The following is a 25,966-nucleotide window of genomic DNA, read 5'->3' as shown; positions in this document are numbered from 1 at the left end:
CTTTCAGTTGACTACAACGTTGGCCGAAAGGCTCAGTTGAAGCTGTAGCCAGCCTTGAACGATTCGATCGCCTTGGCCAGTACCTTCTCGTGGTCGTCAGACAGGTTACCGGAGGCGTCGGTCGCCTTCAGAACGTCGGCGTGGTTAGCACGGACGTAGGCCAGGAACGCGGCTTCGAATGCCAGCGCCTTCTTGACCGGTACGTCTTCGTAGTAACCCTTGTTCACCGCCCACAGCGTCAGCGCCATTTCGGCGGTCGACAGGGTGGAGAACTGCTTCTGTTTCATCAGTTCGGTAACGATCTCACCGTGCTGCAGCTGCTTGCGGGTGGCTTCGTCCAGGTCGGAAGCAAACTGCGAGAACGCAGCCAGTTCGCGGTACTGGGCCAGCGCCAGACGGATACCGCCGCCGAGCTTCTTGATCACCTTGGTCTGAGCCGCACCACCGACGCGCGATACCGAGATACCGGCGTTGATGGCCGGACGGATACCCGCGTTGAACAGGTCGGTTTCCAGGAAGATCTGACCGTCGGTAATCGAAATCACGTTGGTCGGAACGAAGGCGGACACGTCACCGGCTTGGGTTTCGATGATCGGCAGAGCGGTCAGCGAACCGGTCTTGCCCTTCACGGCACCCTTGGTCAGCTTCTCTACTTCGTCTTCGTTGATACGCGAAGCGCGTTCCAGCAGACGGGAGTGGAGGTAGAACACGTCGCCCGGGTAGGCTTCGCGGCCCGGCGGACGGCGCAGCAGCAGCGAAATCTGACGGTAGGCAACGGCCTGCTTGGACAGATCGTCGTATACGATCAGCGCGTCTTCGCCGATGTCGCGGAAGTATTCGCCCATGGTGCAGCCGGAGTACGGTGCGATGAACTGCAGCGCGGCGGCTTCGGAAGCGGCAGCGGCCACCACGATGGTGTGACCCATGGCGCCGTGCTCTTCCAGCTTGCGCACCACGTTGGCGATCGACGAAGCCTTCTGGCCGACGGCGACGTAGATACAAATGACGCCGGTGCCCTTCTGGTTGACGATCGCGTCCAGTGCCACGGCGGTCTTGCCGGTCTGGCGGTCGCCAATGATCAGCTCACGCTGACCGCGGCCGACCGGAACCATGGAGTCGATCGACTTCAGGCCGGTCTGCATCGGCTGGTCGACCGATTTACGGGCGATCACGCCCGGGGCGATCTTTTCGATCGGGGAGGACAGCTTGGCGTTCAGCGGGCCCTTGCCGTCGATCGGCTGACCCAACGCGTTCACCACGCGACCTACCAGTTCCGGACCTACCGGGACTTCCAGGATGCGGCCGGTACACTTGACTTCGTTGCCCTCGGAGATGTGCTCGTATTCGCCGAGAATAACGGCGCCCACGGAGTCACGCTCCAGGTTCATGGCGAGGCCAAAGGTGTTGCCCGGGAATTCGAGCATTTCGCCCTGCATCACGTCTGCCAGGCCATGGACGCGAACAATGCCGTCGGTCACGGAGATCACGGTACCTTTGGTACGGGTCTCGGAGCCTTCGGCCAGGTTCTGGATCTTGGCTTTGATCAGATCGCTGATCTCAGAGGGGTTCAACTGCATGATCTCTCCTAATTCTTGAGGCTTGCTGCCATGGTGTGCAGTTTGCCGCGCACGGACGCGTCGATGACGTCGTCGCCGATCAGCACCCGCACCCCGCCAAGCAGCTCGGGGGCCACATGCACGTCAAGACGTACGGACTTGCCGTATTTCTTGGAAAGCATGCTGGTGAGTTCGGCAGCTTGCTCGTCGGTGAGAGGGAAAGCGCTTTCGACAGTCGCGTCGATGGCACCTTCAGCCTCGGCCTTGAGCAGCTCGAACTGGTCGGCGATGAACGGCAGCAACGTCAGGCGATGGTTCTCGACCAGCGTGCCGACGAAGCGTTTGACATCTTCGCTGGCGCGCTCACCGAGTACGCCCAGCATCAGCGCCTCAACCTCTTGTGCGGTATGTTTCGGATTGGTAACCACCTGGGCTACGTCCGGGTTGCTCACCATGGCAGCCAGCCAACCGAGCGCCTCGGACCAGGCATCCAGTCGCTGCTGCTCGGTGGCAAGGCTGTATACCGCTTGGGCGTAGGGCCTTGCTACGGTAATGAGTTCTGCCATGAGTTAATTAAAACTCCGCTTTGATGGAGGCAAGCAGTTCAGCGTGCTTGGCCTTGTCGATCTCATGGCGCAGAATCTTCTCCGCACCGGCTACGGCCAGCGAAGCCACATGCTCGCGCAAGGTCTCCTTGGCACGCAGCACTTCCTGATCGATATCGGACTTGGCATCGGCAACCAGACGGGCACCCTCGGTGCGGGCCGTTTCTTTCGCCTCTTCCACGATCTGGGAGGCACGCTTTTCAGCGGCCATCACGATTTCGGTCGCTTGCTGCTTGGCTTTGCGCAGCTCGTCGCCGGCACGCTTTTCAGCTGCTTCCAGATCCTGTTTGCCACGCTCTGCCGCGGCCAAGCCATCAGCGATACGCTTGGCACGCTCTTCCATCATGTTGGTCAGCGGAGGCCAAACAAACTTCATGGTGAACCATACCAGGATGGCGAAGGTAATCGCCTGGCCCAGTAGTGTCGCGTTGAATTCCACGCTTGTTTTCCTCCAGTGTGGTGACTACAACAACCGTTTACGCTTAAGAATTAAGCGCCAGCTTTCAGGGCAGCAACAGCAGCGGCCAGGAACGGGTTGTTGAAGGTGTACAGCATGGCAACACCCACACCGATCATGGAGATCGCATCCAGCAGACCAGCGATGATGAACAGCTTGGTTTGCAGAACCGGGATCATTTCCGGCTGGCGAGCGGAGGACTCCAGGAACTTACCGCCGAGGATGGCGAAGCCCAGAGCAGTGCCGATAGCGCCGAAGCCAATGATCAGGGCAGCAGCCAGAACGGTCATCGACTGGATCTGAGAAACGAGAGCTTCCATTTATATATCTCCTAAAAGGTATTACAAGGATGGTTGGTAAAAGGGTTTGAAAAATCGTTTAGTGGGCTTCGACCGCCAGGCTCAGGTACACCGTGGTCAGCATCATGAACACAAAGGCCTGCAGCGTGATCACCAGGATGTGGAAGATGGCCCATGGTGCGCCGAGCAGCCACTGGGCGCCCCACGGCAGCAGCGCGATCAGGATGAAGATCAGTTCGCCGGCGTACATGTTGCCGAACAGACGCAGAGAGAGCGAAATCGGCTTGGCGGCCAGTTCGACCATCTGGAAGGCGAAGTTGATCGGCGCCAGCACCAGCGCCAATACCGGGTTGTGTGCGTGGAACGGTGCGGTCAGCAGTTCCTTGCCCCAGCCGCCCAAGCCCTTGGCCTTGATCGAGAAGCCGATGATGTAGAGCACCACCGACAGCGACATGGCAAACGTGGCGTTGACGTCGGCGGACGGCACCACGCGCAGGTAGACGTGATGCGGATCGTGACCGAGGGCGGCGCCGATGTTGGCGGCGATCCACGGCAGCAGGTCGACCGGCAGCATGTCCATGGCGTTCATCAGGAACACCCAGCAGAAGATGGTCAGCGCGAGCGGCGCCACCACTTTGCTCTTGCCATGGAAAATTTCCTTGACCTGGGTATCGACCATCTCGATCAGCGCTTCGACGAACAACTGCAGACGGCCCGGATTCTCCAGCTTGGCGTTGCGGGCCACCGAGGCGAATACGCCGAGGAAGACGAAGCCGAGCAGCAGCGAGATGGAGAAGGTATCAACGTGAATGCTCCAGAAGCCGCCTTCATGCGACGAGTTCCAGAACGTCAGGTGGTGCTTGATGTACTCTGTTGCGTTGCTTGCCATTGCGCTTTCTCAATTTTTGATTAGAAGCCCGAACCAGTAGCCGGAAGTGGCTGTCATATATCCACCAAACAGTCCGACTACGGATAAATCCTTGAAAAACACCAGGGCCGCCCCAAACATCAGGAGTGTGGTGAAAAACTTCACCGCCTCGGCCTTGAAGTGCGCCTTCATCAATACCGCCGGAGGCTCATGCCGGCGCGCGAAGGCGATCTTGCCGTAGAGCAGGGCCGGAATAATGGCACACAGCCCGCCGATCACGACCGAAACCGGGAGAATCGGAGCAAAACCGCCGATCACCGCCGCCACCAGTACCGCCACCAGGGTCAGCACCACCTGCAGGCGCACGACTCGCTTTACTTCCCGATTGATCATGTCAGCAATGCAAAAAAATCGACCGATTATAGGCTTGGGGCTTGATGCCAGTCAACAAAATCCCCAATTGACATACCCGCGCCGTTGCGAATCAGGCGCTTGATTTTGCTTGCAGTTTTGCCAGCACGACGTCGAGCTCGTCGAGACTGGCGTATTCGATCGTCAACTTGCCGTGGCCACGAGCGCCATGGCGGATGCTGACGGCGGCGCCGAGCGACTCGGACAGGGTTTCGGCGAGACGCTGGATATCGGGGTCGTGGCGGGGTTGCGGCTTGCCCTCGGGGCGAGGTGCGTTGAGGCGCTGGATGCGACGCTCAACTTCGCGCACCGACCAGCCCTGCTCTACCACCTGCTGCGCCAGCGCGATCTGGTCGATCACCTCGAGCGGCAACAGGGCGCGGGCGTGCCCCATTTCCAGCTGCCCCTGGTGCACCAGGGTCTGCACCGGTTCCGGTAGCGCCAAGAGGCGTAGCAGGTTGGAGACGGCGCTGCGCGAGCGGCCGACGGCGTCGGCGGCGGCTTCGTGGGTCAGGCCGAATTCGTCGATCAGGCGCTGCAGGCCACGCGCCTCCTCGATCGGGTCGAGTTCCTGACGCTGGATGTTCTCGATCAGCGCCATCGCCAGCGCGGCTTCGTCCGGCACCGACTTGATCACCGCCGGTACCTCGCTGAGGCCGGCCTTGCGCGAGGCGCGCCAGCGCCGCTCGCCGGCGATCAGTTCGTAATCGCCAAGCCCGATCTCGCGCACCACCACCGGCTGGATCACGCCCTGCACGCGGATCGAGGCCGCCAGTTCGTCCAGCGCGTCTTCGCTCATGTGCGTGCGCGGCTGGTATTTACCCGGGCGGATGCTGTCGATGGGCAGGGTTTGCAGGCGGTCGTCCGCTCCGTCAACGGTGGCTAGGAGCGCGTCCAAGCCGCGCCCGAGTCCTTTGAGTTTGGCCATGTGTCAGTGCGAGAGTGAGGGGGTTGCGGATTCTAGCCGAGCCGTCAGCTCGGCGGCCAGCGTCAGATAGGCCTGGGCGCCGCGCGAGTTGCGGTCGTAGATCAGCCCGGGCAGGCCGTGGCTGGGCGCTTCGGCCAACCTGACGTTGCGCGGGATGACGGTGTCGAACACCTTGTCGCCGAAATGGCGCGCCAGTTGTTGCGACACCTGCTGCGACAGGTTGCTGCGCGCGTCAAACATGGTGCGCAGCAGGCCGAGGATTTCGATCTTGGGATTGACCGCGACGCGCACCTTGCGCAGCGTGGTGACCAGGTCGGACAGACCTTCCAGGGCGTAGTATTCGCACACCATCGGGATCAGCACGCTCTCGGCGGCCACCAGGCCGTTCAGGGTGAGCAGGTTGAGCGACGGCGGGCAGTCGACGAAGATGTAGTCGTACTCGCCCAGCACCTCGCTCAGGGCATTCTTCAGCCGCGCCTCGCGCGCCAGCTCGTGCACCAGTTCCAGCTCGGCACCGCCGACATCACGGTTGGCCGGCAGCACGTGGTAGCCGCCTTCCTTGGCCGGCTGGCGCGCCTCGGCGACACCGGCGTCGCCCAGCAGCACCTGGTAGACCGAGGTGGCGAGCGAGCCCTTGGCGATGCCGCTGCCCATGGTGGCGTTGCCCTGCGGATCGAGGTCGACGATCAGCACGCGCCGCCCCATCTCCGCCAGGCCGGCGGCCAGGTTGACCACGGTGGTGGTCTTGCCGACGCCGCCTTTCTGGTTGGCGACTGCGATCACGCGGCAGGTCATTGCGCCACGATCCTCACCAGATGACGCTCGGCGTCGAGACCCGGCACGGTGAGCGGCAGCACTTCCGCCACGGCGAAGCCTTCCGGCAACAGCGCGATTTCCTCGTAGGGGTAGACACCCTTCATCGCCACGTACTGGCCGCCCGGAGCCAGCAGGTGGCGGGTGAGCTTGACGAACTCGGCGAGCTCGGCGAAGGCGCGACTGGTGATGCGGTCGAATTTCTGGTCCGGCTGGTAGGCTTCGACGCGGTTGGTCACCACCTCGACGTTGTCGAGCTTGAGCTCGATCACCGCCTGACGCAGGAAGGTGGTTTTCTTGTGGTTGGAATCGAGCAGCACGACCTGGAGGTCGGGACGGGCGATCGCCGCCGGGATGCCGGGCATGCCGCCGCCGGAACCGACGTCCAGCAGGCGCGTGCCGCCGGCCAGCTGCGGCACCAGCGTCAGGCTGTCGAGCAGGTGGTAGCTGACCATGCGCTCTTCTTCGCGCACCGCGGTCAGGTTGTAGGTCTGGTTCCACTTGGCCAGCAGCGCGAGGTAGGCCTCGAGCCGGGCGATTTGTTCTTGGGTCAGGTCGAGCTTCAGCTCGGCCAGGCCGTGAGTCAGTTCTGCAGTATGTGTCATGCGGTTTTTTTCGCGTCGGCAAAGCCGCGTTTAAGGTGAACCATGAGGAGGGCGACCGCGGCCGGGGTGATGCCCTGGATGCGCGAGGCCTGGCCCAGGGTTTCCGGGCGCTGGCTGTTGAGCTTCTGCTGCACCTCCTTCGACAGCCCCTTGACCAGGCTGTAGTCGATGTCGGCCGGCAGGCGCACGTCCTCGAGATTGTCGCGGCGGGCCAGCTCGTCGTTCTGGCGGTCGATATAGCCCTGATATTTGACCTGAATTTCCACCTGCTCGGCAACCGCGCCGTCATTCACGCCGCCACCGGCTTCGGCCAACGTCATCAACGCGGCGTAGCTGACGTCGGGGCGCTTGAGCAGGTCGTGCAGGTTGTATTCGCGTTCGATCGGCTTGCCGAGCAACTGTGCCACGGCGGCCATGTCGACCTTGGCCGGGTGCAGGTAGGTGGTTTTCAGGCGTGTCTTTTCCGCCTCGACCGCATCGCGCTTGCGGCAGAAGGCGTCCCATTGCGCATCGCCGACCAGGCCGAGCCGGCGGCCGGCCTCGGTCAGGCGCAGGTCGGCGTTGTCCTCACGCAGCTGCAGGCGGAATTCGGCGCGGCTGGTGAACATGCGGTAGGGCTCGGACACGCCCTTGGTGATGAGGTCGTCGACCAGCACGCCGAGGTAGGCTTCGTCGCGGCGCGGGCACCAGCCGTCCTGGTCGCGGCTGTACAGCGCGGCGTTGAGGCCGGCCAGCAGACCTTGCGCCGCGGCCTCTTCGTAGCCGGTGGTGCCGTTGATCTGACCGGCGAAGAACAGGCCCTGGATGCTCTTGGTTTCGAGCGTGGACTTCAGTCCGCGCGGGTCGAAGTAGTCGTATTCGATGGCGTAGCCGGGACGCAGGATGTGGGCGTTCTCCATGCCGCGGATCGAGCGCACCGCCGCCAGCTGGATGTCGAACGGCAGGCTGGTCGAGATACCGTTGGGGTAGAGCTCGTGGGTGGTGAGCCCTTCCGGCTCCAGGAACACCTGGTGGCTGTCCTTGTCGGCGAAGCGGTTGATCTTGTCTTCGATCGACGGGCAGTAACGCGGGCCGACGCCTTCGATCACCCCGGTGAACATCGGGCTGCGCTCGAAGCCCGAGCGGATGATGTCGTGGGTGCGCTCGTTGGTATGGGTGATCCAGCACGGCAGCTGTTTAGGGTGCAGGCTGCGGCTGCCGCGGTAGGAAAACACCGGTTCCGGGGTATCGCCCGGCTGCTCTTCCATCACCGAGAAATCGACGGTGCGGCCGTCGATGCGCGGTGGGGTGCCGGTCTTGAGGCGACCCACCGGCAGGTCGAGTTCGCGCAGACGCGCGCCCAGCGTCGAGGCCGCGGCATCGCCGGCGCGGCCGCCGGTGTAGTTTTCCAGCCCGACGTGGATCTTGCCGGAGAGGAAGGTGCCGGCGGTGAGCACCACGGTTTTGGCGCGGAAGGTGATGCCGATCGCGGTGATGGCGCCGGCGACACGGTCGCCCTCGATCAAGAGGTCGTCCACCGGCTGCTGGAACAGCGTCAGGTTGTCCTGGTTTTCCAGCACGTGGCGGATCGCCGCCTTGTACAGCACGCGGTCGGCCTGGGCACGGGTAGCGCGCACCGCTGGGCCCTTGGAGGCGTTCAGAGTACGGAACTGGATGCCGCCGATATCGGTGGCGAGCGCCATGGCGCCGCCCAGCGCGTCGACTTCCTTGACCAGGTGGCCCTTGCCGATGCCGCCGATCGACGGGTTGCACGACATCTGGCCCAGCGTCTCGATATTGTGGGTCAGCAGCAGCGTGCTGCACCCCATGCGGGCCGCCGCCAGGGCCGCCTCGGTACCGGCGTGGCCGCCGCCTACCACTATTACATCGAAGGTTGTCGGATAAATCATGGCTGGTGAGCGCGCTGCGAACGAAAAACGGCGTATTTTACGTCAAAACCGCTGTTCTGATAAGTGATTGATTTGCTTGATTCTCCCTGTCACGGCGGCGACCACGCACCGTCACGCCACTGTCATCGCGACGACACGGCTTCGTCAAACAGGCGCTTTAGCATGGTCCTCACGTCACGAGGGAGACCACCCCATGCTGCTCAACGAAAGCCTCGCCACCCGCAGCAAGCCACGCCTGAGCGTGCGGCTTGCCGATAACCCGCAGGACATCCGCCGCGCCCAGAAGCTGCGCTTCGACGTGTTCGCCGGCGAAATGGGCGCTCGCCTGAGCTCCCGCCACCTCGGCATCGATTGCGACGACTACGATGCGTTGTGCGCCCACCTGATCGTCGAGGACGCCACCAGCGGCATGGTGGTCGGCACCTACCGCATGCTGCCGCCGGCGGCGGCGCGGCGCGCCCCCCGCCTCTACTCCGAACACGAGTTCGATCTCGGCCGGCTGGCGCATGTGCGCGACCGCCTGCTCGAAGTCGGCCGCTCCTGCGTGCACCCGGACTTCCGCTCCGGCGCGGTGATCGCTTTGCTGTGGGCCGGACTCGCCGACTACGTGCAGCAGCAGGGCTGCGATTACCTGGCCGGCTGCGCCAGCGTCAGCCTGGCCGACGGCGGCCACCAGGCGGTCAGCCTGTACCGGCAGATCGAGGCCAAGCACCTGGCGCCGGCGGAATGGCGCGTCACCCCGCACCTGGCGCTGCCGCTCGACCGCGTGCGCGACGACGCCGCACCGGCGCCGCTGCCGCCGCTGATCAAGGGCTACCTGCGCGCCGGTGCCTTCGTCTGCGGCGAGCCGGCCTGGGACCCGGACTTCAACTGCGCCGACTTCTTCATGCTGCTGCCGATGGACCGCCTCAACGGCCGCCACAGCCGCCACTTCGTCGGCTGAGACCGCCGCATCGCTCCCACAGGTTGGCCGAAGCCGCTTCGGCCAACCTTTTGCGCCTGGGGCGGTGAAAGCGCGCGCGCCAGGGCCTACAATGGCGCCATGCAGCCCTACACCTTCACCCCCATCGGCCTGATCCGTTCGCCGTTCAAGGAAAAATTCGGCATCCCGCGCCAGCCTGCGCTGGCCAAGTCGGCCCGCATGACGCTCCAGCTGCTGCCGCCGTTCGACCAGCCCGACACCGTGCGCGGCCTCGAGGCGTTTTCCCACGTCTGGCTGCAGTTCGTGTTCCACGACACGCTGGCGCGCGGCTGGTCGCCGCTGGTACGCCCGCCACGCCTGGGCGGCAACGCCAAGGTCGGCGTCTTCGCCAGCCGTTCCACCCACCGCCCCAACCCGCTCGGGCTGTCGCTGGTGCCCTTGCTCGGCATCGACACCACCGACGGCGTGACGCTGCAGCTGGCCGGTGCCGACCTGCTCGACGGCACGCCGGTGCTCGACATCAAGCCCTACATCCCCTTCGTCGAGGCGGTGCCCGACGCCCTCGGCGGCTTCGTCGACGGCCCGCCACCGACGCTGACGGTGCGCTGGAGCGACACCGCACGGCAGCAGCTCGCCAGCCAGCCGGCCGCGCCCGAACTGGCCGCCCTGATCGAAGACGTGCTGGCGCAGGACCCGCGCCCGGCCTACCAGGACGACCCGGAGCGGGTCTACGGCGTGCGCCTCTACCACAGCAACGTGCGCTTCCGCATTGCCGCGAGCGTCGCCGAAGTACTTGAAATCGCCACCGTCGCCCCGAACTAACGGATGTTGCATTGGTCATATCGAGGCAACACACCCCCTCTCACTGGAGAAACAGACATGACACCGCGTGCGAAGACGACCGTACTCGCCTTCACCCTGGTTACCCTGCTGGCGGCCCCGTTCAGCGAAGCCGCCCGCCTCGGCAAGAGCCGCAGCTCCGGCATGATGCGCTCGGCGCCGACCCCGTCCTATCAAGCCCCCGCGCCGCGCCCGCTGCCGAGCGCACCGGCGCCAGCCCCGGTCAAGAAAGGCCCGGGCATCGGCACCGCCATCGCCGCCGGTGCCGCCGGCGCCGCCGCCGGCTACATGCTCGGCTCGGCCATGCACAACAACAACGCTCCCGCCTCGGCGCCGGCCACGCAACCGGCCGGTTCCAGCATTCCGTGGGGCACCATCGCCCTGCTCGGCCTGCTGCTGGTCGGTGGCCTGATGCTGTTCCGCCGCAAGGCCGGCAATCCGTCCGGCCAGCTGCCGCAAGCGGCCGGCGTGCCAAATGGCATGACCCAGGAAGCGGCCCGCTTCGAGCCGATTCCGAAGATCGGCTCCGGTTTCGGCACGACGCCGTCGTACGGCGGCGCGCCGCTGGCGGCCTCCAGCCTGGCCCGCCTGCCGGACGGCACTGAAACGCCGAACTTCCTGCGCCAGGCCAAGGCCACCTTCCTGCACCTGCAGAGCCTGAACACGCCGGACAGCCTGGAAGAAATCCGCAAGTACCTGACCCCGGACCTGTTCGAGGCCCTGCGCGCCGACATCGCCGGCAACGACGACGTGGCCGACTTCCCGCAGCTCGATTGCCAACTGATCGAGGCGGTCGAAGAAGGCGGCCGCTACATCGCCAGCGTGCGCTTCTCCGGCAGCGTCAGCGAGACGGTCAACGCCGCCGCGGTGCCGTTCGGCGAAACCTGGCACTACGTCAAGGACAAGAGCGGCAGCCGCTGGCTGCTGGCCGGCATCCAGCAAGACTGAGCGGTCTGAATCGCCAAGCAGAACGGGCGCCATGCGGCGCCCGTTTTTCATTTGCCCCCCGACTGGGCTAGACTGGAATACCGTTTGCTTGATAGCGCAGACAGGAACCAAGGATAGTGCTCGATGACCCTCTCTGCCCCCCCGACACCCAGCTTTGCCGGCCTGACCCTCGGCAGCCACTTCCAGCCGATCTACAGCTTGCCGCACCGCCGTACCGTGGGCATGGAGGCGCTGCTGCGCGCCAGCCGCGACGACAAGCCGCTCAACCCGATTGACGCCTACCAGGGACTCGACTCGTTCGAGCAGCGCCACCAGCTGGACCTGGCCGTGTGCCAGCACCACATCCGCGGCTTCAACACTTTCCCGCACGAAAACCGCTGGCTGTTCCTCAACATGGACGCGGCCTCGCTGGCGCAGCCGGCCCATGCCGAAGCGCTGGCCAGCCGCATCATCCAGGCCGGCCTGCCACCCTCCAGCGTGGTGCTGGAAGTCCCCGAGCACGCGCTGGAATCGCAGGAGCGGCTGATCGACTGCGTCAAGCTGCTGCGCCACGCCGGCTTTCTGATCGCCATCGACGACTTCGGCGTCAACCACTCCAACCTGGACCGGGTGTGCATGCTCGAGCCCGACCTGGTGAAGTTCGACCGCAACCTGCTCAGGAGCGCGGCCAACCAGTCGCGCACGCGCAACCTGCTGCCCCGCCTGGTCCACTTGATGCACGAAATTGGTGCACTGGTGGTCGAGGAAGGCATCGAAACCGAGAAGGACGTGCTGATCGCGCTGGAATCCGGCTGCGACCTGGTCCAGGGCTACTACATCTCGCGCCCGCACGAACAGCCGGAAAACGATAGCGTGATCACCCCGCGCATCGATGCGCGCTGGGACGAACTGATGGTGCGCGAGCTGCTCAAGCGCAAGCTGACGCGGCGACAACTGGAGCTGGCACGGCAATCCTTCGTGCAGACCGCCATCGCGCTGATGCAAGGCACGCCGTTCCTGCACGCCGCCACGCCGATGCTGAACATGCCGGACGTGATCCGCTGCTTCCTGCTCGACAGCGCCGGCCGCCAGATCGGCCAGAACCTCAACTCGCTGCAGCCGCCGGCGCCGGAAGACCCCAAGCTGGCCCCGCTGACCGACACCACCGGGGCGATCTGGTCTCGCCGCGCCTACTTCCAGCACGCCATCGACCAGCCCGGTGTGCTGTACATGAGCGATCCCTACCTGTCGATGACCGACACCCGCAACTGCGTGACGCTGTCGATGGCGATCGAGATCGACGAGGCGATGCACGTGCTGTGCGCCGACGTGCTGGTGGCGCGCAACTGAACGGATCGGCCCTGCCGACGCAAAAACGGACCGTCACGCGGTCGGTTTTTCATGGTGAAACCGTGCCGCCTCAGGGCTGCACTTCGCTGATGTATTCGAACAGCGTCACCACTTTCTGCACCCCGGAGGTCTGGCTCACCACCTTGGCAGCGGCCTCGCCCTCGGCCTGGGTGACCAGGCCCATCATGTAGACCACGCCGCGCTCGGTCACGATCTTGATGGTCTGCGGCGAGAAGCCCTTGCCGTCGAACAGGCGGGTACGGACCTTGGTGGTGATCCAGGTGTCGTTGTTGCGCTCGGACAGCGCCGAGGAACCTGCCACCACGGTATGGTTGTAGACCTTGCGCACGTTGGGCGTGCCGCGCACGATCAGCTCGGCCTGCTCGCGTGCCGCTTCCGAGGGCACTTCGCCGCTCATCAGCACGGCACGGTTGTAGCTGGCGATGTTGACGTGGGCCGAGGGCAGCTTGGCGTTCACCTGGTCCGAGGCCTTCAGCTCGATGGCCTGGTCATCGATATAGGCCCCGCTGGTACGGCGATCGGTCGCCACCGCCGCCCCCGCCGCCGCGCCGCCTACCACGAGCGGCACGCAGGCGCTCATCCCCACGCTCAGCAGGGCAACGCTGGCCAGCAGCACGAGTTTGCGTCGCATGTCATTCTCCTCCCAGCAGCATGTAGTCGATGGCGTCGCACAGGGCGTGGATCAGCAGGATGTGAACTTCCTGGATACGCGCGGTACGCGAAACCGGCACGTTGAGCTGGATGTCGTCGGCGCTGAGGATCTCGCCGATCTTGCCGCCGTCCTTGCCGGTCAGCGCGATCACCCCCATGCCACGCTCGTGGGCGGCGTAGATGGCCTCGATGACGTTGGCCGAATTGCCGGAGGTGGAAATCGCCAGCAGCAGGTCGTTGGTATGGCCCAGCGCGCGCACCTGCTTGGAGAACACCATGTCGAAGTCGTAATCGTTGCCGATGGCGGTCAACGCCGAGCTGTCGGTGGCCAGCGACAAGGCCGCCAGCCCCGGACGCTCCTTCTCGAAGCGGCCGACCATCTCGGCGGCAAAGTGCTGGGCGTCGGCCGCGGAACCGCCATTACCGCAGGCCAGAATCTTGCCTTCGTTCATCAGGCAGGCCACCATCCGCTCGGCCGCGGCGGCGACGGCCGGCGACAGCTGCTCCATCGTCTCCTGCTTGGCCGCGATGCTTTCCAGAAAGTGTCCGTTGACGCGTTCGATCAGGTCCATGTCCATCCTTTTGTATCCGACGTAGCTTACGCCAGTATGTTCTTGAGCCATTCGGGGGCTCCGTTACCGTGCGACAGCACGGCGTCAAAGCGGCAGGGGGCGTCGATACCCCTGGAACTGAGGTAGACCCCTGCCGCCAGCGTGAGTTTCCGCAATTTGGCCGGCGTGATGCTGGCGCCGGCGCCGCCGAAGCGCTGATCGGCACGGTGACGCACCTCGACGAATACCCAGTATTCGCCCTCGCGCATCACGAGGTCGATCTCACCGCCCTTGCACTGCCAGTTGCGTTCGACCAGCCGCAGCCCCTGCTGCTGCAGGAAAGCCAGCGCCCGGTCTTCTGCCTGCCGGCCCAGTTCGTTCATTGCAGGCCACCCGCGCCGAGCACCGCCAGCGGCAGCTGGCGGGTGAACTGGCGGTCGCGCCCGAGCTGGAGGTCGCCGGTCACGCCGTCCAGACGCAGCGCAGCCGGACTCGCCTTGGGGTTGGCCAGCAACACTGCCAGCCGGTAGGCGTCGATGCCCAGCGCGTAGAGGCGCTCGGTCTGCATCGTCAGCGCGCCCTCGGGACGCGGGTAGCGTCTGACCGCCTCGTGCTGCGGCAGCAGGAACCACGGCATGTCGATCAAACGCACGTTGTTGAGCGCCGCCGGCGGATGGCGGCTGTTCAGCTGCGAGGTGGCATACACCGGCAGATCGGCAGGCAACGCCTGCTTGACTCCCGCCGCCTCGCTATCGTCGACGGCGAGAAATACCGCGTCACCCTGCGCCGCGGCGGCCGATAGTGTCGCCTGATCGGCACCGGCCAGCTCCACCACCCGAGGGCTCTTGCCACCCAGCGCCTGCCAGCGCTCGGCGAAGGCCTTGCGCAGCCGTGCCGACAAGGCATCTTGCGACGCCACCAGCAGCGGGTTGCGCCGTCCGTCGTCGTACATCACCCCGGCCATCTGCTGCGCCTCGCCCTCGACGACCAAGGCCAGGCTGTAGAGCTTGGGATTGGCCGGCATGCCGCGATCCAGCGCGTTGAGCGCCAGCGTCGGCACTTTCACCAGCGGCGCCACGGCGGCAATAGCGGGCCGCGTCAGCGGGCCGATCACGACGTTGACGCCGTCGGCCAATGCCGTCTGGTAGCGTGCGGCCACGTTGTCCTCGTCCGCGGCCACCACCACCACGTCGGCCTTGTCGTCGACCGCGGCGGCGGCTTCGATGCCCTGGCGCACCACCTCGGCGGCTTCGCCGAGACGGGCGGACCCGAGCGGCAGCAGCACGCCGATGCGCGGCCTGGTACGCGGCGCCGGCGCGACGACGGGCTTGGCCGCGGGGACGGCCACCGGGTGCGGTGCGCTGGCAGCGGCTCTGGCCTTGAGCGGCGCCGCGTTGAGTTGGATGATATAGTCCGGTACCTGTGCTTGGGCCACGCCCAGCCAGGCCGTCAACACGCCAACCAACAGCGAGGCCATTCTTTGCATACGTCGTTTGCTCACTTGCTTGAATCTGCTCGGGAAAGTTTTACTCGCGGCACATTATATGTGGTGGCCACGCCCATTGGAAATCTGGCCGACATCACCGCCCGCGCCCTGGCCGCCTTCAGCGTGGCGGATGTGATCTGCGCCGAGGATACCCGTGTGACCGGCCACCTGCTGTCGGCCTACGGCATCAGTGCCAAGCTGGTGAGCCTGCGCGAGCATAACGAGCGCGCCATGGCCGAGCAGGTGATCCGCTGGCTCGGCGAAGACAAGATCGTGGTGCAGGTGTCCGATGCGGGCACCCCGGCGGTGTCCGACCCCGGCGCCAGGTTGGCCGAAGCGGTGCACCACGCCGGGCGGCGCGTGTGCCCGATTCCCGGTCCGTCGGCAGTGGTGGCGGCGCTGTCGGCCAGCGGTCTCTCCGCGACTTCCTTCCTGTTTCACGGCTTTTTGCCGCCCAAATCGGGCGAGCGGCGCCGGGTGCTGGCGGGCTGGCGCAACGCGCCATTCTGCGTGGCCTGCTACGAGGCGCCGCACCGCCTGCTCGACACGCTGGAGGACATCGTCGTCGAACTGGGACCGGAGCGGAGGCTGATGCTGGCACGCGAACTGACCAAGACCTTCGAAACCATACGCCATCTGCCGGCCGGGGAGATGCGGGACTGGGTGGCTTCCGACAGCAACCAGCAGCGTGGCGAGATCGTGCTGATCATCGATGCCGCGCCGCCGCGGGAAGAACCGGAAGCCCTGGACGAACAGACCCTGCACACGCTGGCGGTGCTGGCCGCCGAGCTGCCCACCAAGCAGGCGGCGACGCTGGCGGCGCAGATCACCGGCGCCAACCGCAAATTGCTGTACGACCGCGCCCTTGCGCTGAAGAACGCGGACAAGGACTGACGCGCCACGCATTTACAAGCTCGATGGCATTGGGTAAACTGCCTTCTCTTTCCTGCCCGGGTGGCGAAATTGGTAGACGCAGGGGACTCAAAATCCCCCGCCGCAAGGTGTGCCGGTTCGAGTCCGGCCCCGGGCACCAGGCCTTACCAGATAAGGCTCGCAGGAAAACACGATCAAGCGCCGCAAGGCGCTTTTTTGTTGCCTGCCGCCTGCCGGTTCCGACACCCTGCCCTCTGCCAGCCGCCCTGTCCGGACCGCTAGAGATGCCCGGCATCGCCGGGGACACCGGCCCAACCGATCCTCTTTCCAGCCGCCCGGCGCCGCCCATGTGCGCCGGTTGCGCAGGCGCTCACCCCTCGCGTCGTGCCGCCGGCGGTGCCTGCATCTCCGACAAGCCGGCGGCCGCCTGTTGCACGTCCGCCGGGAAGTCCTCGAACTCCTGCACCTGGCGGATTTCGATTACCTCGTTGGCCGAAGCCGGGCAGCGCTTGGCCCAGTCGATGGCTTCTTGTCGCGACGCCACCTGGATCATCCAGTAGCCTCCGATCACCTCCTTCACCTCGGCAAAGGGTCCGTCGGTGACCGTGGGCTGGCCGCCTTCGAACGAGACGCGCGCGCCCATCGAGGGCGGGTGCAGGCCGTCGAGGGCGAGCAACACGCCGGCTTTTTGCAGCGCCTCGTTGTACTTCATCATCGCCGCCACGGCCTCGGCACTCGGCATGGCGCCCGGTTCGGCGCTCTCGTAGCCCTTGGGAATCATCAGCATCATGAATCGCATCGCTTTGCTCCTTGGATGGGTTGCACAGGGAGCACGCCGCCAACGGGGTCAACCGGTCGGGTCAGCGCTCCCCGGCATGGCGATGGGGGTACGACAGAATTGACACTCACGCCGGCACGATGATCATCCACGACACGCCGAAGCGGTCGGCGACCATGCCGAAGCACGGCGAGAAGAAGGTCGGGCCCAGCGGCATCTGCACCTGGCCGCCTTCGCTCAGGGCCGCGAAGCGCTGCTCGGCCTCGCGCTGATCGGCCACCGACAACGACAGGGCAAATCCCTGGAAATTCGGCTGCCCCTGGCAACGGCCGTCGGAGGCCATCACCACGCTGTCGCCGATGCGGAAGCTGACGTGCATCACCTTGTCCTCCGACCCCGGCGGCACCCTGCCCGGTGGCAGTGGCTCGGGGCTGTCCTTGATGCGCATCAGCATCTCCACTTCAGCACCCAGGGTGCGACGATAGAACTCGACCGCTTCTTCGCAGCGGCCATCGAAAAACAGATAGGACTGGATTTGCATGACGTCTCCTTAGGGAGAGATCGAAACGATACGGGGATGTGCCGGGGCGGGGGATACCCGGCAAGCGGCACCACGGACGGGCATGGTAGCGACGGGCAAGCTCGACCCAGATCAGGCCAGCTCAGAGCGCTCGACTCACGGCTCGCCGGCGAGAGGTCAGCGCCGTGCGACCTGTGCCAGGCACTAACTATAGACGGTGAAAATGACAGTTGGCTGACTGAATTCAGGCGGAGCAAACGGCGACCCTACTCACATGGCACGGCCGCGCATGGAACGCTTGCCCGGCAGAGCGCCCCGTATTCAGTTGCGGGCGGGTGCCATGCTGAAACTTTGGACACCGTCGAAACGCGATAATTCTTCCGCCAGTTCCGACAGCGAAGCGCCCTCGTTCTTGTTCAGCACCGTGGCGGTGAAGTGCCACTCCGGCTGACCGTCCTGGTAGCTGATCGACAGGCTGCTGCCGGCGATCTCGTAGCCGCGCTCCAGCGCGGCTCGGCGCAGGGCGTGTTCCTGCGGCACGAAGTCCTTCTGGAAGCGCAGCACCACGCCAATGGCGGGATGCGAGGGCAGCCATTGTTCCAGGCGCGAGACCAGGATCATCGACAGCGCGCAGATCACGGTGAGCAGGATGGCGGCGGCGTAGAAGCCGATGCCCACCAGCACCCCGATGGCGGAGCAGGCCCAGATAGAGGCGGCGGTGGTCAGGCCGCTGATGTTCAGGCCGTCCTTCATGATGACCCCGGCACCGAGAAAACCGATGCCGGTGACGATGCCCTGGATCACCCGGGTGGGGTCGCCGCTGCTGCTCATCATATGCCCGCCGTACCAATACCCCGGATAGCCAACCACCACGGTCAAGGCCGCCGAGGCCATGCACACCAGACCGTAGGTGCGCATGCCAGCGGCACGGCCGCGATAGGCCCGCTCGTAGCCGACGACGATGCCGAGCAACAGCGCGCCAACCAGGTTGAGCACGATCACGACGTTGACGTCAACCGAGGTTTCGGTCCAATAACCGGCAAACAGCGGGAGGGAGAGGAGATTCATGGCGATCAGCGTGGCACCGTGGTGTGAAGAGTCGAATTGTATACTGCCCGCCGCTGCTCCCGGCGCCGGCCAAGGCGAGTCGTGCACCTCACACGATTTTGCAGTGCACCCAGGCGTCTTCATCGACGCCATAGAGGGCGCACAGCCGGTGGTACCCGTCGGCGATCACCACCTTGCCGTTTGCCTCGTCGCGCACCAGCAGCAATGGCGAGAGACCCTCCCCTTTGCGAATCTTGGACCGGTCCTTTTCAACATGGGAATTACTGATGCCGAGCAGGGAGAGCTGAGAGGCACGGAAGATGTCCTTGGCCCTGAACTGCACCAGGGGCGCCGCCTGCAGGCGCTGCACTACCTCGGCCACGCGGTCTTCACGCCACAGCAAGGCAAGATAGGAGGCGGCGGCGGCATAGTCATGCTCTTCCACATCGGTCAGCCAGATGATGTCGGCAGTCGAAGGTTTTGCCATTAGAGACTCCGTTTGCGCCCGGTCTGGTGATGCGCCTGTGCATGCCTGTCTTGGCAAGGCACGGGCGGGCCTTGTAGGCTGATACTCTACACTCTCTCTATCCTGGTTCTGCGCGCCATGTTCCGCATCCTGCCCGACGACGATTGCCTGATCGATTCGCACTGCCACCTCGACGCGGCGGAGTTCGATGGCGTGCGTGACGAGGTCGTGGCCGAGGCGGTCGGGCTCGGCATCGGCCAGATTCTGGTGCCGGCCGTCAACCAGGCCACGTTCGCCCAGACGCTGGCGATGCGCGAACGCTACGGCTGCTGGCTGGCTTTCGGGCTGCATCCGGTCTACCTGTCGCAGCACGTGGATTCGCACCTGGCCGAACTGGAACACAGGTTGGCCGAAGACCGGCCGCTGGCGGTGGGCGAAATCGGGCTCGACTTCTACCTGCCAGACCTCGACCCGGCGCGCCAGGAAGCGCTGTTCGTGGAACAGCTCAAGCTGGCACGCAAGTATGGCCTGCCGGTGGTGCTGCACGCGCGCCGCTCGCAGGACCGGCTGCTGAAATACCTGCGCCAGGTGCCGGTCGTCGGCGGCATCGTCCACGCCTTCAACGGCAGCGAGCAGCAGGCGGCGGCCTTTCTGGCGCTGGGGTTCAAGCTGGGCTTCGGCGGCGCCATGAGCTTTCGCGGCTCCCAGCGCATCCGTCGGCTGGCCGCCACCCTACCCTTGTCCGCGCTGGTGCTGGAAACCGACGCGCCGGACATGCGCCCGGAATGGGCGCAAGAGGCACCCAACCGGCCCGCCAACATCGCGCGCTACGCCGGGCTACTGGCCGAACTGCGCGACACCACCACAGAGGCGGTACGCTCGGCAACCCGTCGCAACACGCTGGAAGCGCTCGGGCTCGGCTAACCGCGATGGCCCGGCCTCGTCCGGCCAGGGAGACGGCCTGCGGGCACGCCGGCCACCCGACAAAAAAACGCCCCCCGTGTGAAGTGCGTGCAACACGGGGGTGTCCAGAGAAAACAGCAGGAGGAAATCAGCCGCTCTTCTTGGTCGTGCTTTTCTTGGCGGGCGCTTTCTGCGGTTTGGTGGCTTCGGGCACGATGGCCGGCGGTGCATCCATCGTGGTGGAGGCCCCCAGCGTCACCGGCTGGATGGCATTCTTGTCGATGGTCGCACTCGGCACCAGCGAGGTATCGCAGGCCTGCCACTCGTCGGACGGGCTTCCGTCGAACGTGAGCGATTCCTTCGGCTTGACCTCCAGCGTTTCCAGCAGCAGGCCGGAGCTGGCCAGTTGCCGCGCTTGCGCCAACAGCAGGTCGCTCTCGGCATTGACCACGGCGCGCTTGGCGTCGTACAGCTCGTTCTCGCTGTCCAACAGGTCGAGCAGGGTACGCTGGCCGATCTCGAACTGGCTGCGGTAGGCGTCGCGCGCTTTCTCGGTGGAGAGCGAATGCAGGCGCAGTGGGTCGATCTGCTCGCCGATGCGACGGATGTCGTTGTAGGCGATCTGGACCGTCTGGTGGATGTCGCGACAGGCCTTCAGCTGCAGGTCGCGGGTTGCCTCGCGGCGCTCGGCGGAGGCCCGCAGTCGGGCGCGATCGGCACCGCCACGGAACAGGTTCATGTTGAGCACCACCTCGATCACGCCGATCTTGTGCACGCCCCCCACGCCATCCAGATTGTTGGTGCGTTCATACTGGGCGCGCAGGTCGGCGGTAGGCGAGAAGGCGCCCTTGCGCACGTCCACCTCGGCCGTGGCGGCACGCACGCTCTCCACGGCGGAGAGGTATTGCGGGTTGCGCTGGAAGGCCTGCTTGAACATGTCGCTCGGTTCCTGCTTCGCGATCGTGAACGGCGCCGGCTTGCTCAGACTCATCGGCGGCGGCATGCCGACGATGCGGGTGAAACGTACCGTCACGTCGTGCAGGTTGGCTTCTTCGGTGATGAGGTTCGATTCTGCCAGCGCCAGACGACCGGTGGCCTGTTCCAGGTCGACGCGCCGCCCCACCCCGGCCGCGACCTTCTGCATCAGCTGCTGGTGAATCCCCTTGTGCACGGCGTAGTTGTACTGGGCCAGCTCGAGCAGCTGGCGGTAGCGCAGCACATCGAGGTAGGCGCGCGTCGCTTCCAGTGCCTGGTTCTCCGACTCGGAGAGGAAGTCGAAATAGCTGGCACGCCGGGTATGGTCGAGCTGGCGCACCAGGTTCACGGTGGAGAAGCCCTTGAACAGGTTCTGCTGTAGCGCCGCCGACCAGCCGTAACGGTCAAAATCCTGGTTGCCCCCCGACAGCGGCGGCTCGTTGTGGTCTTCATGGGCGTACTTGTAGTTCACGTCGACGATCGGGAAGAACTCGGAACGGCCGATGCCGATTTCCTCGGTAGACTGGCGGAAAGTGCGCCACTTCACCTGGACCTCAGGATTGTTCACCACGGTATTCTCTACGGCGCTTCTTAAATCGGTCACTTCGGCACACAATGCTCCAGTAGCAAAGCCCAGGCCGAGCAACGCAAGGCATATTTTTCGCAGTTTCATGGCTACGTCCTATTATGAAGATCAGTTAAGTGCTGCAAGCTCGTCTACGCCACATGCCCATTGCAACCAGGACAACGCCAGATGGCACTTTGTCATAGCCGACACCGCCGCAACGCCCAGCCAGGTCCTCGAACATGGAGAGCGCGGTCGACCCTGCTGATCTGGGCAATCATCAGTCTGGTCTCGGCTTGCGCAACGCCGAAAAGTGACGCTGCGCTGGATTTTTCCCGGCAATTCCAGGCCATCCAGAAATTTGGCCCACGTGGAATCGAGAACTACGAAGCATGGCGATCGCTTATCTCTGTTTTAGGAAATCGTACTGAAAATGCCAAGGTAATTGAGGTCAACGGTTTTTTTAATCGCCGCATCCTGTTCCGCGACGACACAATCGTCTGGCATCAGGACGACTACTGGGCCACGCCGATCGAGACCCTGGGCAAGGGGGCCGGCGACTGCGAGGATTTCGTCATCGCCAAGTACATGACGCTGACCCTGCTGGGCATCCCCGCCGCCAAGTTCCGGCTGACCTACGTGCGCGCCTTGCTGGGCGGACCCGGCAGCACCCTCAGCCAGGCGCACATGGTGCTGGCCTACTACCCCACCCCGGAGGGGGAGCCGCTGGTGCTGGATAACCTGATTACCGACATCAAGCCCGCCTCGCAGCGCCCCGACCTGGTGCCGGTCTTCAGTTTCAACAATGATGGCGTCTGGATGCCCGGCAACAACGCTCGCCCGGCCGGCAACGTGCAGCGTCTGACGCGCTGGATGAACCTGCAGGAACGGATGCGGGCGGAAGGTTTTTGACATGGCGGCGAGACCGGAGGGAGGACGATGAAACGAGCCCACATGACGCTGATCGAACAGGTCTGGCTGCTGGTGGCGATGACGCTGTTCACCACCGTCCTCGCCAGCCTCACGGTCAGCCTGCTCACCGCGCGCGACTACCTGTCGCAGCAGCTGTACGCCCAGAGTGTCAGCGGCGCCAATGCCTTGGCGTTGTCGATCAACCAGTACCAGGCCGACCCGGCGATGAGCGAAACGCTGATCAACGCCACCTTCGACAACGCCCACTACCGCCTCATCCGCTGGACCGGGGTCGACGGCAAGACCCGCCTGGAACGGGTCAACCAGCAGCTGGAGGAACAGGTGCCGCGCTGGTTCCAGCAACTGCTGCCGCTCAACCCCCGCCCGGCTTCGGCCAACCTCTCCAAGGGCTGGCTGCAGGCCGGCACCATCACCGTCGAGGCGCAAACCAGCTACGCCTGGATCGCGTTGTGGCAGGGCTCGCTGCGCATGCTGGCCTGGCTGTCGCTGGCGGCGCTGCTGACCGGCGCGTTGGCCACCGTGGGCATCCGCTACATTCGCCGCCAGCTCCACCAGGTGGTCCAGCAGGCCGAGGCGCTCAGCGAGCGCCGCTTCGTCACCATGGCGGAGCCCGGCACCCCCGAGCTGTCGGCCGTGGCGCGCGCCATGAATACGCTCTCCGGACGCATCAAGTCGATGCTGGACGAGGCCGCACGCCATATCGACCAGCTGCGTGCCGCCACCCTGTCCGACCCGCTGACCGGGCTGGCCAACCGTTCGCGCTTCGAAGAGCGCATGATCGGTGAACTGGCCGACCCCCAGGCCGCCGCCGAAGGCGAACTGATGCTGGTGCGGCTGCCCGACCTGGCCGAAGCCAACAAGCGGCTCGGCGGCGACGCGGTCAACCGCCGGCTCAAGCACGTGGCATCGGAGCTACAGCGGTCTGCCAGCGGCCAGACCGGCTGGCAGGCCGCCCGCCTGCGCGGCGCCGAGTTCGTGTTGCTGATGCCGGGAGCCGAACCACAGGCGGCGGAACGGCTGGCCACCGAGCTGGGGAAGCGCTGGCAGGAGGCCAGCGACCCCGCCGCCGCCGGCTGGCGCGCTACGCTCGGCCTCACCCGCTATGCGCAGCACGACACCTTGCCGGCGATCCTGCTGCGCGCCAACGAGGCCGTGACCCTGGCGGAACAACAAAGCGGCAAGAGCTGGTGCCGCTACGACCCGGATGGCGGCACGCTGCCGAGCAGCGATTTCGACTGGAACAAACGGCTGCGCGAAGCGCTGTCCGGTCATGCCTTCCGCCTCGCCTTCTACCCGGTGGTGAATGGCGAGGGCGCCGTGATCCATCAGGAAGGCATGATCACGCTGCCACAGCACGGGGCCAGCACGCTGCGTGCCGGCACCCTCACCGCCCACGCCGCCCGTCTCGGGCTGAGCCCGGCGCTGGATCAGGAAGCCATCGAGCAGGCCCTGCTCTCGCTGGCCGGGCAGCGTGTCATCGCCGTCAACCTGAGCGCGCCCTCGCTGGATGTCCCCTACGCCTTCACCGAGACGGTACGTGACCGGCTGCAGGCCAGCCTGCCCCAGGGCAAGTTGGCGCTGGAATGGCTGGAGCCCGGCCTGGCCGAACGCTGGCCCGCGTTCCAGGGCTTCTGCCGCTCGATTCGGCCGCTGGGCGTGCGCATCGGGCTGGAGATGACCGGCGAGCACTTCAACCTGCTGGCCCGGTTGCACGAGGTGTCACTCGACTACCTGGTGATCGACGGTGCGCTGATCCGCGGCGCCGAGAGCGACCCCGGCGCGCAGCTGCTGCTGTCCAACCTGCTGCAGGTGGCACGCATGCTCGACCTCGAGGTGTACGCCAAGGGCGTGACGACCTCGGCGGAGGGCAGCCAGTTGCTGCGCGCCGGTGTGGATGGCATCACCGGGCCGGGGGTGAGCGCGGCCTGAGCCGCCAGTCGTCCTCCCGGCAAAGAAAACGGGCCTCCGCAGGGAGGCCCGTGACGATGAGGCTGAATCGTCTCAGATGAAGTGGGTTTGCACGGTGTTTTCGACGTTGATCGTCACCGTCGAGCCGCTGACATCGAGGTGGAACTGGACATAATCCACCCCCCCGATGTTGACCGTCGTTCCCGCCGGGGCCGTGGCCGGGTCGACAACGTCGATGTTCACCGCATCACCGCTCTGACCACGCACAAACAGCGTGTGATCGGCGTTGTTGGTGAAGTTGAGCACATCCTCCGGCCGCAGCTGCAGCGTGGTATTGGTCGCCGCCCCGTTCATCTGCAACTGTTCGACATCGCTCAGCTTGGCGCCGGTCAGGTCCACCAGCCCGGCGGTGTCGAAGCGCACGGTATCCACCCCCTGGCCGCCATCGATGGTATCGCCGATACCGTAGATCAACAGATCGTTGCCATCGCCCCCCACCAGCACCGCATGGCCGATCGAGCCGTCCAGGGTGTCGTCGCCACCGTAGCCGAAGACGTAGGGATGGCTCGACGTGGCCGTCAGGGTGTTGGCGCTACCATCTCCAAGCAGGCTGACGTCGGACGGATAGAGCGTGGCGTCGATCTGGCTCGCCACGGTGTCGCCGTCGCCATCGCTGGCGGTAATCCCGAACGACAGGTCGATCGGCTGTGACGGCACCGTTTCGGAGTAGGAGAAGGCGCCCAGCGAGAAGGTGTGGGTGTCGGTGGCGCCGGCCACGTTCACCGCGCTGAAGGTATCGGTCGAGGTGATCTGGTAGCTCCAGCCATCGTGCATGCCGGTGATCAGGATGCTGTTGCCGATATCGGTGATGGTCAGCCCCTGCGTGCCGTTGGCCACGACGTTGTGGTTGGCGTCGTAGATCGTGATGTTGGACACGCTGAGATCGAGCTGGCTTTCCCCGCTGTCCGTCGTGCCGTACGTCTGGTCGTTATCGGCCACGATCGCCGTCAGCGTCAGGTTGGCGGTCGCCGATGCGCTGCCTGTGATGTACACCAACTGCTCGAAGCCGGACACCGTATTGTGGTCGGTGTAGCTATAGCCGTTCTTGTCGACAACCAGCCCGTTGACGAAATCCAGCCGTACATTGTCGGTGCTGCTGAGGCTCTGGCCACTGCCAACCCCGATGTCATCCTGGTCGGTATTGACCGTGCCCGAGGTCGACGACAGGATCACGTCCTGCGTCGACCCGCCGACATCCAGCAACCCCTTGATCGTGACGTTGCCGCCGCCGACGCTGGACAGGCTGGTGACTTCCACCGCCGCCGGGCCGCTCGACAGGATACCGAAGGTGGTCAGGGAGTAGCTGTCGGTGAGCGGATCGATATCGACGGTAAAGCCGATATCGCCCGTCGCCGTCTTGGCCACCAGAATGGTCTGGTCGGCCCCGTAGAAGAGGAACAGATCCGCCCCGTCCAGCCGCAACTGATTGCCGTGCGCATCCAGCGCCGCCATGCCCTCGGTGATGTTGAACACCACGTTGCCCAGACCGTCGGCACCGGTGTGGCCGGCAAAATTCAGCTCATCGGTAACGCTATGGCTGGTAGCGGTCTGGTCGACCATATGGGCGGTGTCCGGGGTGAAGACGGACGGCACGTCGTCGACGATGGTGATGCTGAGGGTGTCGGTCGCGCTGCTGCCGTCGACGTCCCGTACCACCACACTGGTGTTGTCCAGCAGGGTATTGTTGCCGTCGCCGCTGGCGTGCGTTTCCGCCGTGTTCAGCGTGTAGGTGTAGCTCACCACCCCGGTGGCCGGGTCG

Annotated in this window: 27 protein-coding genes, 1 tRNA gene and 1 pseudogene; 9 read left to right on the top strand and 20 right to left on the bottom strand. The window is 65.2% G+C overall.

The window, feature by feature from the left end:
• Positions 1-32: 32 nt before the first annotated feature.
• From atpA to mnmG, 10 genes are all read right to left on the bottom strand, one after another.
• Complete coding sequence (gene atpA / locus AC3WG5_RS07470; RefSeq protein ID WP_014088596.1) at positions 33-1,577, bottom strand: F0F1 ATP synthase subunit alpha; 1,545 nt, start codon at positions 1,575-1,577, stop codon at positions 33-35.
• A gap of 8 nt (positions 1,578-1,585) precedes the next feature.
• Positions 1,586-2,122, bottom strand: coding sequence for a F0F1 ATP synthase subunit delta (locus AC3WG5_RS07465; protein WP_492568294.1), 537 nt, complete (start codon positions 2,120-2,122; stop codon positions 1,586-1,588).
• Positions 2,123-2,129: 7 nt separating this feature from the next.
• On the bottom strand, positions 2,130-2,600 hold the full coding sequence (locus tag AC3WG5_RS07460; RefSeq protein WP_014088598.1) for a F0F1 ATP synthase subunit B: 471 nt from the start codon (positions 2,598-2,600) through the stop codon (positions 2,130-2,132).
• A 50-nt stretch (positions 2,601-2,650) separates the two neighbouring features.
• Positions 2,651-2,938, bottom strand: a complete 288-nt coding sequence (gene atpE / locus AC3WG5_RS07455) for a F0F1 ATP synthase subunit C (RefSeq protein WP_008952158.1) — start codon at positions 2,936-2,938, stop codon at positions 2,651-2,653.
• Between the two features lie 58 nt (positions 2,939-2,996).
• Positions 2,997-3,806 (bottom strand): F0F1 ATP synthase subunit A, encoded by an 810-nt coding sequence (gene atpB / locus AC3WG5_RS07450; RefSeq protein ID WP_482583928.1) that lies wholly within the window; start codon positions 3,804-3,806, stop codon positions 2,997-2,999.
• Positions 3,807-3,815: 9 nt separating this feature from the next.
• A complete protein-coding gene (locus tag AC3WG5_RS07445; protein WP_014088600.1) occupies positions 3,816-4,178 on the bottom strand; it encodes an ATP synthase subunit I in 363 nt (120 codons plus the stop codon).
• 91 nt (positions 4,179-4,269) lie between these two features.
• Positions 4,270-5,124 (bottom strand): ParB/RepB/Spo0J family partition protein, encoded by an 855-nt coding sequence (locus AC3WG5_RS07440; protein WP_492568293.1) that lies wholly within the window; start codon positions 5,122-5,124, stop codon positions 4,270-4,272.
• Positions 5,125-5,127: 3 nt separating this feature from the next.
• Positions 5,128-5,919: a ParA family protein gene (locus AC3WG5_RS07435; RefSeq protein WP_492568292.1), complete on the bottom strand. Its 792-nt coding sequence runs from the start codon at positions 5,917-5,919 to the stop codon at positions 5,128-5,130.
• Positions 5,916-6,542, bottom strand: a complete 627-nt coding sequence (gene rsmG / locus AC3WG5_RS07430) for a 16S rRNA (guanine(527)-N(7))-methyltransferase RsmG (RefSeq protein WP_492568291.1) — start codon at positions 6,540-6,542, stop codon at positions 5,916-5,918. Before rsmG ends, AC3WG5_RS07435 begins: the two co-directional genes overlap by 4 nt.
• Positions 6,539-8,431 (bottom strand): tRNA uridine-5-carboxymethylaminomethyl(34) synthesis enzyme MnmG, encoded by a 1,893-nt coding sequence (gene mnmG, locus AC3WG5_RS07425; RefSeq protein WP_492568290.1) that lies wholly within the window; start codon positions 8,429-8,431, stop codon positions 6,539-6,541. The genes rsmG and mnmG overlap by 4 nt, the downstream gene beginning before the upstream one ends.
• Before the next feature lie 193 nt (positions 8,432-8,624).
• On the opposite strand from mnmG, the gene AC3WG5_RS07420 reads away from it, so the two are divergent.
• The 4 genes from AC3WG5_RS07420 (at position 8,625) to AC3WG5_RS07405 (ending at position 12,470) form a co-directional block, all read left to right on the top strand.
• A complete protein-coding gene (locus AC3WG5_RS07420; RefSeq protein WP_014088605.1) occupies positions 8,625-9,374 on the top strand; it encodes a GNAT family N-acetyltransferase in 750 nt (249 codons plus the stop codon).
• A gap of 99 nt (positions 9,375-9,473) precedes the next feature.
• Positions 9,474-10,175 carry a tRNA (N6-threonylcarbamoyladenosine(37)-N6)-methyltransferase TrmO gene (gene tsaA / locus AC3WG5_RS07415; RefSeq protein ID WP_492568289.1) on the top strand — a complete coding sequence of 234 codons (702 nt, stop codon included), beginning with the start codon at positions 9,474-9,476 and terminating at the stop codon, positions 10,173-10,175.
• A 57-nt stretch (positions 10,176-10,232) separates the two neighbouring features.
• On the top strand, positions 10,233-11,141 hold the full coding sequence (locus AC3WG5_RS07410; protein WP_492568288.1) for a Tim44 domain-containing protein: 909 nt from the start codon (positions 10,233-10,235) through the stop codon (positions 11,139-11,141).
• 123 nt (positions 11,142-11,264) lie between these two features.
• A complete protein-coding gene (locus AC3WG5_RS07405) occupies positions 11,265-12,470 on the top strand; it encodes a sensor domain-containing phosphodiesterase (protein ID WP_492568287.1) in 1,206 nt (401 codons plus the stop codon).
• Between the two features lie 70 nt (positions 12,471-12,540).
• On the opposite strand, the gene AC3WG5_RS07400 is transcribed toward AC3WG5_RS07405, so the two are convergent.
• Genes AC3WG5_RS07400 through AC3WG5_RS07385 form a run of 4 tightly spaced genes read right to left on the bottom strand, consistent with a single transcriptional unit; the run spans position 12,541 to position 15,179 of the window.
• Complete coding sequence (locus AC3WG5_RS07400; protein WP_008952147.1) at positions 12,541-13,122, bottom strand: BON domain-containing protein; 582 nt, start codon at positions 13,120-13,122, stop codon at positions 12,541-12,543.
• A gap of 1 nt (position 13,123) precedes the next feature.
• A complete protein-coding gene (locus AC3WG5_RS07395) occupies positions 13,124-13,714 on the bottom strand; it encodes a phosphoheptose isomerase (RefSeq protein ID WP_008952146.1) in 591 nt (196 codons plus the stop codon).
• A 26-nt stretch (positions 13,715-13,740) separates the two neighbouring features.
• On the bottom strand, positions 13,741-14,076 hold the full coding sequence (locus AC3WG5_RS07390) for a YraN family protein (RefSeq protein ID WP_008952145.1): 336 nt from the start codon (positions 14,074-14,076) through the stop codon (positions 13,741-13,743).
• Positions 14,073-15,179, bottom strand: a complete 1,107-nt coding sequence (locus AC3WG5_RS07385) for a penicillin-binding protein activator (RefSeq protein WP_492568286.1) — start codon at positions 15,177-15,179, stop codon at positions 14,073-14,075. Before AC3WG5_RS07385 ends, AC3WG5_RS07390 begins: the two co-directional genes overlap by 4 nt.
• Before the next feature lie 60 nt (positions 15,180-15,239).
• Here AC3WG5_RS07385 and rsmI point away from each other — a divergent pair, with 60 nt between their 5' ends.
• Entirely contained in the window at positions 15,240-16,073 is an 834-nt protein-coding gene (gene rsmI / locus AC3WG5_RS07380) for a 16S rRNA (cytidine(1402)-2'-O)-methyltransferase (RefSeq protein WP_492568285.1), read from the top strand.
• A gap of 54 nt (positions 16,074-16,127) precedes the next feature.
• A tRNA-Leu gene (locus AC3WG5_RS07375) sits at positions 16,128-16,212 on the top strand.
• Between the two features lie 210 nt (positions 16,213-16,422).
• Here AC3WG5_RS07375 and AC3WG5_RS07370 read toward each other — a convergent pair.
• The 4 genes from AC3WG5_RS07370 to AC3WG5_RS07355 form a co-directional block, all read right to left on the bottom strand.
• Positions 16,423-16,851, bottom strand: a complete 429-nt coding sequence (locus tag AC3WG5_RS07370; protein ID WP_492568284.1) for a YciI family protein — start codon at positions 16,849-16,851, stop codon at positions 16,423-16,425.
• Between the two features lie 106 nt (positions 16,852-16,957).
• Positions 16,958-17,371 (bottom strand): VOC family protein, encoded by a 414-nt coding sequence (locus AC3WG5_RS07365; RefSeq protein ID WP_492568283.1) that lies wholly within the window; start codon positions 17,369-17,371, stop codon positions 16,958-16,960.
• Between the two features lie 300 nt (positions 17,372-17,671).
• Complete coding sequence (locus AC3WG5_RS07360) at positions 17,672-18,418, bottom strand: MgtC/SapB family protein (protein WP_482583919.1); 747 nt, start codon at positions 18,416-18,418, stop codon at positions 17,672-17,674.
• An 88-nt stretch (positions 18,419-18,506) separates the two neighbouring features.
• A complete protein-coding gene (locus AC3WG5_RS07355; RefSeq protein WP_492568282.1) occupies positions 18,507-18,884 on the bottom strand; it encodes a hypothetical protein in 378 nt (125 codons plus the stop codon).
• 117 nt (positions 18,885-19,001) lie between these two features.
• Between AC3WG5_RS07355 and AC3WG5_RS07350 the strand changes: the two genes are divergently transcribed.
• A complete protein-coding gene (locus AC3WG5_RS07350) occupies positions 19,002-19,787 on the top strand; it encodes a TatD family hydrolase (RefSeq protein ID WP_492568281.1) in 786 nt (261 codons plus the stop codon).
• 127 nt (positions 19,788-19,914) lie between these two features.
• Here AC3WG5_RS07350 and AC3WG5_RS07345 read toward each other — a convergent pair whose 3' ends face one another.
• Positions 19,915-21,414 (bottom strand): TolC family outer membrane protein, encoded by a 1,500-nt coding sequence (locus tag AC3WG5_RS07345; RefSeq protein ID WP_492568280.1) that lies wholly within the window; start codon positions 21,412-21,414, stop codon positions 19,915-19,917.
• A gap of 81 nt (positions 21,415-21,495) precedes the next feature.
• Here AC3WG5_RS07345 and AC3WG5_RS07340 point away from each other — a divergent pair, with 81 nt between their 5' ends.
• Both AC3WG5_RS07340 and AC3WG5_RS07335 read left to right on the top strand, forming a co-directional pair.
• Positions 21,496-22,218 (top strand): transglutaminase-like cysteine peptidase, encoded by a 723-nt coding sequence (locus tag AC3WG5_RS07340; protein WP_008952136.1) that lies wholly within the window; start codon positions 21,496-21,498, stop codon positions 22,216-22,218.
• 27 nt (positions 22,219-22,245) lie between these two features.
• Complete coding sequence (locus AC3WG5_RS07335) at positions 22,246-24,168, top strand: bifunctional diguanylate cyclase/phosphodiesterase (protein ID WP_492568278.1); 1,923 nt, start codon at positions 22,246-22,248, stop codon at positions 24,166-24,168.
• A gap of 72 nt (positions 24,169-24,240) precedes the next feature.
• Here AC3WG5_RS07335 and AC3WG5_RS07330 read toward each other — a convergent pair.
• Positions 24,241-25,966 (bottom strand): annotated as a pseudogene (locus AC3WG5_RS07330) (hypothetical protein); the annotation flags it as partial.

The organism is Pseudogulbenkiania sp. FW507-F1, assembly GCF_058781125.1.
The sequence above is the reverse complement of the archived record's forward strand: the minus strand, read 5'-3'. Positions and strand labels throughout refer to the sequence as shown.